The sequence below is a fragment of the Brevundimonas sp. genome, from assembly GCF_030682035.1.
Taxonomy (GTDB): domain Bacteria; phylum Pseudomonadota; class Alphaproteobacteria; order Caulobacterales; family Caulobacteraceae; genus Brevundimonas.
The window spans coordinates 164179-173326 of sequence record NZ_JAUXQZ010000002.1 but is presented as its reverse complement, the minus strand read 5'-3'; the positions used below and the strand labels follow the sequence as shown (position 1 = coordinate 173326).

Here is a 9148-nt window from a genome sequence, read left to right as displayed (position 1 = left end):
TGGTAGCGCACTTGACTGGGGGTCAAGGGGTCGCAGGTTCGAATCCTGTCGCTCCGACCATCTTCCTCAATGAAGACGGTTGGTTGAAGGGGTCGCTTTCGGGCGGCCCCTTTGCAATTGGGCGACCGGGTTTCAGCCTGGTCACTTCTTTTCGGCGCCGCCTTCCGCCCAGCGGAATAGCGGATAGAGGGGCACGCCCCAACCGATGCCGGCGATGGCGAAGACGGCGAGATCGATCAGCTGGCCAGCGGGCAGAAGGCCGCGCAGGGCGACGGCTCCCCAGATCCAGAAGGTCAGGAAGACCAAAACGCCCAGCATGGCGACAAACCTTCGGGTCCGGGAACCCATATCAGCGCTTGCTCCGGAACAGGAAGAAGGCGCCGAGGGCCACGGTCGATGCGACGAGCGACCAGAGCACCCAGGTCCATTCGCTCATTGTGCTGGCGGCGAAGACCCGTACGGCCAGGAACCAGCCGCAGACGGCGGCGACGCCCGAGACCAGAGAGGTGGCGAACAGGCCGCGGCGGCCGCTGACCAGATCGGCCAGCCAGGCGAGGGCGAAGGCGCCGACAACGGCGATGATGATTTCGACGTACGGCAACCGGCCTCTCCAGACTTGCGGCGATGCGACGCCGAAAAGCGACTCGATCTCGCCGCACAGCGCGGGCATACCGCTGGGGTCGGCGTGATCCAGGAACGCGACGACACTGTAACGGTCGGGACGGCAGGCGTCGAATGAAGCGTTTCATCGGTGGCGATCAGAACCGCGCGGTCGCCATCTGGCTGTTCGTGTGCGCCGCTCTCGTGTTCGCCATGGTGGTAGTCGGAGGCATCACCCGCCTGACCGGGTCGGGGCTGTCGATCACCGAATGGAAGCCGATCATGGGCGCCCTGCCGCCGATGAACGCAGCCGACTGGAACGCCGCCTTCGAGAAATATCGCGCCATCCCGCAGTACGCCCAGGTCAACGCCGGCATGAGTCTGGCGGAGTTTCAGGGCATCTTCTGGTGGGAGTGGGCGCATCGGCTGCTGGGCCGGCTGATCGGCGCCGCCTTCGCCCTGCCGTTCGCGGTCTTTTTGATCCTGAGGCAGATACCGCGGCGGCTGATCGTACGCTGCGCAATCCTGCTGGCGCTCGGCGGACTGCAAGGGCTGATCGGCTGGTGGATGGTGTCCAGCGGCCTGTCCGAGCGCATCGACGTGGCCCCCGAACGGCTGACAGTCCATCTGGGTCTGGCCCTGTTGATCTTCATGGGACTGATCTGGACCGGGTTGGAGGCATGGAACGGCGAATCGCACGCGCGCAATCCGGCGGGCTGGAGCCGCGGCGCGGCGGTCTTGCTGGGCGCGGTCATCGTGCAGTGCCTGCTGGGCGGGCTGGTCGCGGGGGCCAAGGCGGGTTTCGTCTATACCGACTGGCCGCTCATGAATGGTGGTTTCCTGCCGCCGGTGGAATGGAGTCGGGGCGGTCTGGCCTTCCTGCATGATCAGGCGCTGGTACAGTTCAATCACCGGATCTGGGCCTATGGCCTGCTGATCGGGGGGACGGTCTATGCGGTGCAGGCGTGGCGCTGGCGGCTGGCCGAGGGGCTGGGCGCGGCGGCCTTCGCGGTGGCCGCGGCCCTGTGGCTGCAGGCCCTGCTGGGCGTGGCCACGCTGATGAACGCGACGCCCCTGTGGCTGGGGGCCCTGCATCAGGCCGGGGCGGCGCTGGTTCTGGCAGCGGCGATGGTCAATCTGTGGCTGGTGCGGCGCTCGCAGGCGCGGCTGTTTACGTCCGGACCGAGGTCCAGGGGCCTCTGATCGCGAAGGTCACGCCGGGGTACTGGATGTTGACGAACATCACCTGACCGTCCGGCGAGAAGACCGCCCCGGCGAACTCGCTGTTCCCGCTGAAGACGTTGCGGGCGATGGTGTAGAGCTTCCCGTCCGGCGTGACGCCCTTCACATGGTTGCGGATGTCGGCGGAATAGTTGTCCTCGCAGACGATCAGATGACCCCAGGGCGCGACGGCGATATTGTCGCCCATATTCAGCGCCTTCTCGTCCATGCTCTCGACGAACAGCTGGATCCGGCCCGGCCGCAGCCGCTCGCCCACCGAGCCCTCAAAGCGTGACGGGGTGTAGCGCAGGATTTGTCCGCGTTCGATCGGTCCGCCCGACGTCGCGGTCAGATACAGCTCGCCGTCGCCCCAGAATATGCCTTCGCCGCGCGCCACCCGGGTCGCGCCGGCGGCGTGGCCGCGCATGCGCAGGTCGCCCGCCGGGCTTTCGACATCCTCCATGTCGATCCAGACCAGTTCGCGCCAGTCGCCGACGGACCAGGTGCGGGTCTCGTGGTTCGAGGAATCCGAGCCCCTGGCGTCGCGGAAGGCCATGGCCTGTAACCGGCCGCCCTCGGCCAGCTTGCCAGGCGTCGTGGGGATGAAGCGGTAGAACAGGCCGTCGACCTTGTCCTCGGTCAAATAGACGATGCCGGTGCGGGGATCGACGCAGACAGCCTCGTGATCGAACCGGCCCATGGCCTTCAGCGGCACGGGATCGACCAGACCGGTGCCGTGGGCCGGGACCTCGAAGACATAGCCGTGCGCCTTGGTCACATCGGCGTCGGCGGGCGTTTCTTCGGTCTCCTCGCAGGTCAGCCAGCTGCCCCAGGGTGTGTGCCCGCCGCAGCAGTTGGTGCTGGTGCCCGACAATGACAGGAACTGGCGCACGACCCGGCGTGTCTCGAGGTCATAGACCAGGGTGGTCGTGCCGCCTGGCAGGGGACGGCCGTCCTTGTAGGTGTCATAGCCCTTGGCCGGATCGAGCAGGTCGAGCCGCTCCTGATGGAAGCCGCCCGGACCGAGGTTGCGATGCAGGGCGCTGGAGCCCTTCAGTTCGTGGTTGCGCACCAGGGCGACACGCGATCCATCGAGCGGAAAACAGCCCATGCCGTCGAACTGCCCCGGCACGAACAGGCCGTCGTCCATGGTGTCGCCGCCCTGGGAAATGACCTCGTACGAAAACCCTTCAGGCAGGTCGAGCAGACGGTTGGGGTCCGCCACCAGCGGGCCGTAGCCGTGAACCTCGTTGACGTAGGTCTCCTCCGTCGCCGCAGTCTGGGCCGCGACGCTGCGAGCCAGGCCCGTGAAAGCGAGGGCCGCGGCCGAGCCGGCGATAAGCTCACGACGATGGGGGCGCATGGGGACTCCGAAGGGACTGCTACGTTTATGACCTGAGCGATAGCCGCAGTCATCATGGTTTGGTGACGGCGGACAGGCTGAAGCCCTCCCGGCGTTGCTGCCGGAAAGTGGCGGGGAGGTGGCGGAGCGCGGGCGGCTGGCCCGGAACCGTGATGTGGCCCCCTGCTTTCGCGTTACGGGGACCGTGAGTGAGTTTTCGGCGTCGCCGCCTTCGCTCCGCGCGACCGGTTCACGCAAGCCGACGGGGGCGGGCTTCTGGTGGCGACCCGCGGGGCTTGTGGTTTGTCCCACCCCGACCTTCGTGCCGCATTCAGCCCTTTCCGTCGGGAACTCAATCCTTCAGCGCACGGCCCGCCACCACGGCCTTCGCCCCGAATTTTGCGCGCAGGGCGTCGATCGCCAACTCCGTCTTGAGGGCGCGGGTTTCGGCGGTCTCGAACAGCGCATGAGAGCCGATGGCGTCGATCACCTCGCCCATGCCGATGCCGATCAGGCGGTAGGGACGGCCGAGTTCCGGGGCCATCAGCTCGCGGCCGGCGGCGAACAGGGCGCGGGCGGTCTGGACCGGCTCGGGCACGGACATCCGGCGGGTCACAATCTTGAAGTCCGTGCGGCGCAGTTTGAGGACCAGCACCCGGCTGGCCACGCCGTCCCGCCGCGCCTTGGAGGCCAGCTTCTCGCACAGAGGCCACAGTTCCGCTTCGAGATCTTCGGCCGAGGTCAGGTCCTCATTGAACGTGGTTTCGGCGCTCATCCCCTTGCGGTCCTGGGCGGGATCGACCGCGCGGGCATCGCGGCCGTGGGCCAGGTCGTGCAGGCGAAGGCCCGTCTCGCCATAGCGTTTGACCAGATCGCGCACGTCGGCCGCGGCCAGATCGCCCACGGTGGCGTAGCCGTCGCTCTGCAAGGTCTTGCGGAACACCGGCCCCACGCCGGGCAGGATGCCGACCGGCCGGGGCGCGAGCACCGCCGGGGCCTCCGACCCCAGCACCGAGAAGCCGCGTGGCTTGTCCAGTTCGGACGCCACCTTGGCGAGGAAGCGGTTGGGCGCGAGGCCGATCGAGACCGTCAGGCCCGTCTCCGCCTCGATCTGTTTCTGCAGGCGAACCAGCTGCCAGGCGGGCGCTCCTCCGTTCAGGCGTTCGGTGCCGGAGAGGTCGATCCAGGCCTCGTCCAGCGACAGGGTCTGAACCAGGGGCGTGAGTTTGCGGACGGCGCCGAAGATGGCCTCGCTGGCGGCGACGTATTTGCGGAAGTCCGGCTTGATGACAACGGCCTCGGGGCAGGCCGTCAGCGCCTTGAACATCGGCATCGCCGAATGAACCCCGTATTGGCGGGCGATGTAGCAACACGTCGAGACCACGCCGCGTTTGCCGCCGCCGACGATGACCGGCTTGTCGCGCAGTTCTGGCCGGTCGCGCTTTTCCACCGAGGCGTAGAAGGCGTCGCAATCGAGGTGAGCGATGGTCAGCCGCTCCAGTTCGTTGTGCTGGACCATCCGGCGCGAATCACAGGCGCCGCACCGTTCGACCTTGCGGTCGGCGGTCCAGAGGCAGTCGCGGCAGATGGATTTCATGCGCGGGGCGGGGTCATGGCGGAGCCACTATCCGCTATCGCCGGGTCGGCGGCGAGAGGCGCGATCGTTGGACGCGTCCGCTTCCGCGGAGCGGAAGCAGGGCAGGTTCATCACAACGAACACGACGGGACACAAAGAACACGACGGGGCCTGATATGCGGCTCGATTCCGTTGTGCCCGTTGTGGGAGCGTTGTGTTCGTTGTGATGAACCCGTCCGAGCACGCCGGGGTTCGAAGGCCGGCTTCGCCGGCAATGCCGCGCTTCACCCCAACTTAAGACCCGGCGGGTCATAGTGCACGAAGAAGGCGAAAAGCCTCCGTGCAGCTGCACCCAGAGGCAACCAGGCCAAGGTGATGATGTCCAAGAAAGTCCTCATCGTCGAGGATAACGAGCTGAACATGAAGCTGTTTCATGATCTGCTCGATTCCCAGGGTTACGAGACCTTGCAGACCCGCGAAGGTCTTCAGGCGCTGGCCCTGGCGCGTCTGCACAAGCCTGATCTGATCCTGATGGACATCCAGTTGCCCGAGATCAGCGGCCTGGAGGTCACCAAATGGCTCAAGGACGACGAGGAGCTAAGCCACATCCCCGTCGTCGCCGTCACCGCCTTCGCCATGAAGGGCGACGAGGAGCGCATCCGCAACGGGGGATGCGAGGCCTATATCTCCAAGCCCATCTCGGTGATGCATTTCCTCGACGTGGTTCGGAAGCATTTGGGGTAGGGACCGATGACGGCGCGTATTCTTGTCGTTGACGACGTCGAGCCGAACGTCCGCCTGCTCGAGGCCAAGCTGACGCTCGAATACTATCAGGTGATGACCGCCTGCGACGGCGCGACCGCGCTTCAAATCGCGTCGGAAGAGCGGCCCGACATCATCCTGCTGGATGTCATGATGCCCGGGATGGACGGGTTTGAGACCTGTCGGCGGCTGAAAGCCGATCCGGTGACGCGCCACATCCCCGTGGTGCTGGTGACCGCGCTCGACGGGCGCGAGGACAAGATCAAGGGACTGGACTCCGGCGCCGACGATTTCGTCACCAAACCGATCGACGACGTCATCCTGTTCGCCCGCGTGCGCTCCCTGCTGCGCCTGAAGTCGGTGATGGATGAGCTGCGCGAGCGTGAGGAGAACGGACGCCGGCTGGGCGTTGACACAGACGGCGCGGGAAGGCTGCGCGGCTCGGGCGGACGCATCCTGATCGTCGACGACAATGTCCGGCAGGCCGAGAAGATGGTCGAACACCTCGCCGGAGAGCACCGGCCGACGGTCGAAAGCGACCCAGCCGCGGCCCTGATCGCGGCACGCGGGCCCGCAGATCTGATGATCGTCAACGTCTCCAGCTCCGAGTTCGACGGTCTGCGCTTTGTCGCTCAGGTGCGTTCGACCGAGGCTTCGCGGCGGATGCCCATCCTGGCGGTGGTCGATCCCGCGGACCGGCCGCGGCTGCTCAAGGCGCTGGAGCTGGGGGTCAACGACATCCTGCCGCGCCCGGTCGATCCGGAAGAGCTGGAGGCGCGGACGCGAACCCAGATCAAGCGCAAACGCTATGCCGACTTCCTGAAGGAAAAGCTGGATTACAGCCTGGAGATGGCGGTCACCGACGCCCTGACCGGGCTTCACAACCGCCGCTACATGGCCGGGCAGTTGCAGGGACTGATGGCCCAGGCGGGGCAGGGCGGCGACACGGTGGCCCTGCTGATGATCGATCTGGACCATTTCAAGCAGGTCAACGACGGCTTCGGCCACGACGCCGGTGACGAGGTGCTGCGCGAGTTCGCCGTGCGGCTGGCCACCAATGTCCGCGCCATCGACCTGCCGTGCCGTCTCGGCGGCGAGGAGTTCGTGGTGGTCATGCCCGGCGCCAGCCTGGAGGACGCGGTCCATGTCGCCGACCGTATCCGCCGCGACGTGGGCGGCCAGCCGTTCCCGATCATGGGCGGCGCCGAGGGCCTGACCATCACGGTCTCGGTCGGCGTCGCCGCCAGCACGGGCGTCGACGACACCCCTGACGCCCTGCTCAAGCGGGCCGACGAGGGGGTCTATGAGGCCAAGGCCGGCGGGCGGAATCAGGTCATCGCGCGGGCGGCGTAGAAGGCCCTAACGGCTCATCCAGGGCTTGGACTTGCCGGTGGCTATGCGCGCGGCCTGTTCGCGCTGGAAGCGGCCGCCGCGCGGCGGCTTTTCGCGCGCATTGATCGCAGCCTGTTTCAGGCGCAGCGCCCGCTGGACGGGGCTCTCGGGGGCGGCTTCGGGGACCTGGGGGTCGTCGGTCGGATCACTCATCTTGTCAGTCTAGCACGCAAACAAAAACGCCCGGCGTTGCCGCCGGGCGTTCTGATCCTCGGATCGGCCTCGCTCCACTCGTTGTCCGAGGAAGACGAGGTTGGGTGTGAACCCTACTTGATCTTGCCTTCCTTGAACTCGACGTGCTTGCGCACGACGGGGTCGTATTTCTTGACGACCATTTTCTCGGTCATGGTCCGGGCGTTCTTCTTGGTGACGTAGAAGAAGCCGGTGTCGGCCGTGGAGTTCAGACGGATTTTGATAGAGGCGGGCTTGGCCATCGGGAATTACCTTTGCGACGGCGAAAGCCGCTGGAAATAAGAGGCGCGGAACATACTCAGGCGCGCCCGGAAGTCAACGGCGCTCGACTGCCTGCCATGCGGCGACCGGGCGGACCGTGGCGCTGGCCGGAGAGCCGTCCTTCCCGCGCCCAGGCAAATGCACCTCGAGCACGGCGTCCGGAAGCAGCAGGGTCTTGGGAATGTCGTGAATGTCGATCTTGGCGCGGCGGCTCCAGATTGAGGCGTGATCGCCCGCGGACGTGCCTATGCGGATGTAGACAAAGCGCCGCTGCGGCCCTTCGCGGCGGACGAAGGGCCCGGTCATGCGGCCGTCGGGATGCAGGGTGATCGGGAGCTCGAAGGCGATGGGGCCGTTCCCGGCGGTGCGAGGCTCGAACGGCAGGTCGTCCTTCTGCAGGCTGTACCGCACGCCCGGCACGGGGTCGTCGATGATGAGGCGAACGGTCACGGCGTCGGGCATGGCGTCAGGTTAGGCGCCACGGACTGTTGGGGCTAGGCTGGCCGCATGAAACAGGTCGTCGCCCTCGCCGCTGCTGTGCTCGCCCTGTCCGCCTGCGCCACGGTCCCCGCGCGGGCACCGCAGCAGGACGCCTTCATGGCCAATCTCAACGCCCTGTGCGGGCAGCGATTCGAGGGCCGGGTGGTCACCACGGACGCCGCCGACGCCGATTTCGCCCGCTCGCGCTTGCTGATGCACGTCCGCGATTGCTCGGCCGACGAGGTTCGTATCCCTTTCTGGGTCGGCGAGGACAGGTCGCGCACCTGGGTGATCAGCCGCCATGCGGTCGGCGGCCTGACGCTGAAGCACGATCACCGCGATCCCCTGGGCAATCCCGACGGCCTGCACTGGTATGGCGGCGACACGATATCGGTGGGCACGGCGAACCGTCAGGAGTTCCGGGTCGATGAATTCTCGGTCGAGCTGTTCAAGGCCGGCAATGCCGCAGTCTCGACCACCAATGTCTGGGCGGTCGAGGTGCATCCGGGGCAGATCTACGCCTATGAGCTGCGCCGGGCGAACCGGCATTTGCGCGTTGAGTTCGACCTGACCCGGCCCGTGGCGGAGTAGGACTACCCCGTCGCGATGACGCCACAGACCACGCGGTCGCCTGAGCCGCCGATCGGCTGGGCGACATGGTCGTCCGGCATGGCGTGGATCAGGATCGCGGAGCCGTCGACGTCCAGCAGGGGCTCGCCTCCAGCGCCCTCGACCAGGCTGGCGTTGGTCGTAAAGACTTCGGCGAAGGCTCGGCCGTCCGGACCGGCGTAAACGTTGGGCAGGTCGCCCGATTCCGGTCCCTCGGCATTGAGCAGCCCGTGCACCGCGCCGCCGCCGTGTTTCACATGCGATCCGGCCGTCTCGAACTTCGGTCCCTCGCACTGGCCGACGCCGTGCAGATGCAGGCCGTGCCAGCCGGGGTTCAGACCGGTGGCCTCCATGCGGATGACCACGCCGGTTGGACCCTGGCGGAAGGTAGCGGTTCCGGCGGAGGCTCCGGCGCCGTTGAGCAGCGGAGCCCGAGCGGTCGCCCCCACCGGCGCCCGGGCGGCTGTACCAGGCGATGTCCCGACCGCAGCGGATGGGGTCGTGACCGTGGTTTCGGTCGAGGTCGACACCGGCTCGCAGGCGGTCACCAACGGCAGGGTCAGCATACCAGCGGCGACAAGGGGCAGGCGCATGGGAAAATCCTTCTGAAGACGGCGATTCTACGGGCGATTCTTTTGCCTCGGCGAGCCGTGACTGCTAGAAAACGTGGCAGCGGATCACGTTCCGATTCCAGGCAAACCGAAGCCCGATTT

General features: G+C 66.8%; 12 protein-coding genes. 4 read left to right on the top strand and 8 right to left on the bottom strand.

The genetic code is table 11. The features are described 5' to 3' along the window. Positions 1-141 precede the first annotated feature (141 nt). Both Q8K49_RS00990 and Q8K49_RS00985 read right to left on the bottom strand, forming a co-directional pair. Positions 142-348 (bottom strand): DUF2842 domain-containing protein, encoded by a 207-nt coding sequence (locus Q8K49_RS00990; protein WP_305303558.1) that lies wholly within the window; start codon positions 346-348, stop codon positions 142-144. 1 nt (position 349) lies between these two features. Continuing rightward, positions 350-601: a transglycosylase gene (locus tag Q8K49_RS00985; RefSeq protein WP_305303557.1), complete on the bottom strand. Its 252-nt coding sequence runs from the start codon at positions 599-601 to the stop codon at positions 350-352. Positions 602-735: 134 nt separating this feature from the next. On the opposite strand from Q8K49_RS00985, the gene Q8K49_RS00980 reads away from it, so the two are divergent. Continuing rightward, positions 736-1803: a COX15/CtaA family protein gene (locus tag Q8K49_RS00980; protein ID WP_305303556.1), complete on the top strand. Its 1068-nt coding sequence runs from the start codon at positions 736-738 to the stop codon at positions 1801-1803. Here the strand turns inward: Q8K49_RS00980 and Q8K49_RS00975 are convergent. Both Q8K49_RS00975 and Q8K49_RS00970 read right to left on the bottom strand, forming a co-directional pair. Then, positions 1772-3184 (bottom strand): alkaline phosphatase PhoX, encoded by a 1413-nt coding sequence (locus Q8K49_RS00975; protein WP_305303555.1) that lies wholly within the window; start codon positions 3182-3184, stop codon positions 1772-1774. The genes Q8K49_RS00980 and Q8K49_RS00975 overlap by 32 nt on opposite strands. A 331-nt stretch (positions 3185-3515) precedes the next feature. Then, entirely contained in the window at positions 3516-4760 is a 1245-nt protein-coding gene (locus Q8K49_RS00970; protein WP_305303554.1) for a DNA polymerase IV, read from the bottom strand. A 357-nt stretch (positions 4761-5117) separates the two neighbouring features. On the opposite strand from Q8K49_RS00970, the gene Q8K49_RS00965 reads away from it, so the two are divergent. Both Q8K49_RS00965 and Q8K49_RS00960 read left to right on the top strand, forming a co-directional pair. After that, a complete protein-coding gene (locus Q8K49_RS00965; RefSeq protein WP_292064413.1) occupies positions 5118-5483 on the top strand; it encodes a response regulator in 366 nt (121 codons plus the stop codon). 6 nt (positions 5484-5489) lie between these two features. Further along, positions 5490-6854 (top strand): PleD family two-component system response regulator, encoded by a 1365-nt coding sequence (locus tag Q8K49_RS00960; protein ID WP_305303553.1) that lies wholly within the window; start codon positions 5490-5492, stop codon positions 6852-6854. Positions 6855-6860: 6 nt separating this feature from the next. Here the strand turns inward: Q8K49_RS00960 and Q8K49_RS00955 are convergent, their stop codons facing one another. From Q8K49_RS00955 to Q8K49_RS00945, 3 genes are all read right to left on the bottom strand, one after another. Further along, complete coding sequence (locus Q8K49_RS00955) at positions 6861-7046, bottom strand: hypothetical protein (protein ID WP_305303552.1); 186 nt, start codon at positions 7044-7046, stop codon at positions 6861-6863. A 113-nt stretch (positions 7047-7159) separates the two neighbouring features. Then, positions 7160-7327 (bottom strand): 50S ribosomal protein L33, encoded by a 168-nt coding sequence (rpmG, locus tag Q8K49_RS00950; RefSeq protein WP_003164451.1) that lies wholly within the window; start codon positions 7325-7327, stop codon positions 7160-7162. 73 nt (positions 7328-7400) lie between these two features. Beyond that, positions 7401-7808 (bottom strand): DUF5990 family protein, encoded by a 408-nt coding sequence (locus Q8K49_RS00945; RefSeq protein ID WP_305303551.1) that lies wholly within the window; start codon positions 7806-7808, stop codon positions 7401-7403. A gap of 45 nt (positions 7809-7853) precedes the next feature. Between Q8K49_RS00945 and Q8K49_RS00940 the strand changes: the two genes are divergently transcribed. Further along, positions 7854-8417 carry a hypothetical protein gene (locus tag Q8K49_RS00940; protein ID WP_305303550.1) on the top strand — a complete coding sequence of 188 codons (564 nt, stop codon included), beginning with the start codon at positions 7854-7856 and terminating at the stop codon, positions 8415-8417. 2 nt (positions 8418-8419) lie between these two features. On the opposite strand, the gene Q8K49_RS00935 is transcribed toward Q8K49_RS00940, so the two are convergent. Continuing rightward, entirely contained in the window at positions 8420-9028 is a 609-nt protein-coding gene (locus tag Q8K49_RS00935; protein WP_305303549.1) for a superoxide dismutase family protein, read from the bottom strand. Positions 9029-9148 lie beyond the last annotated feature (120 nt).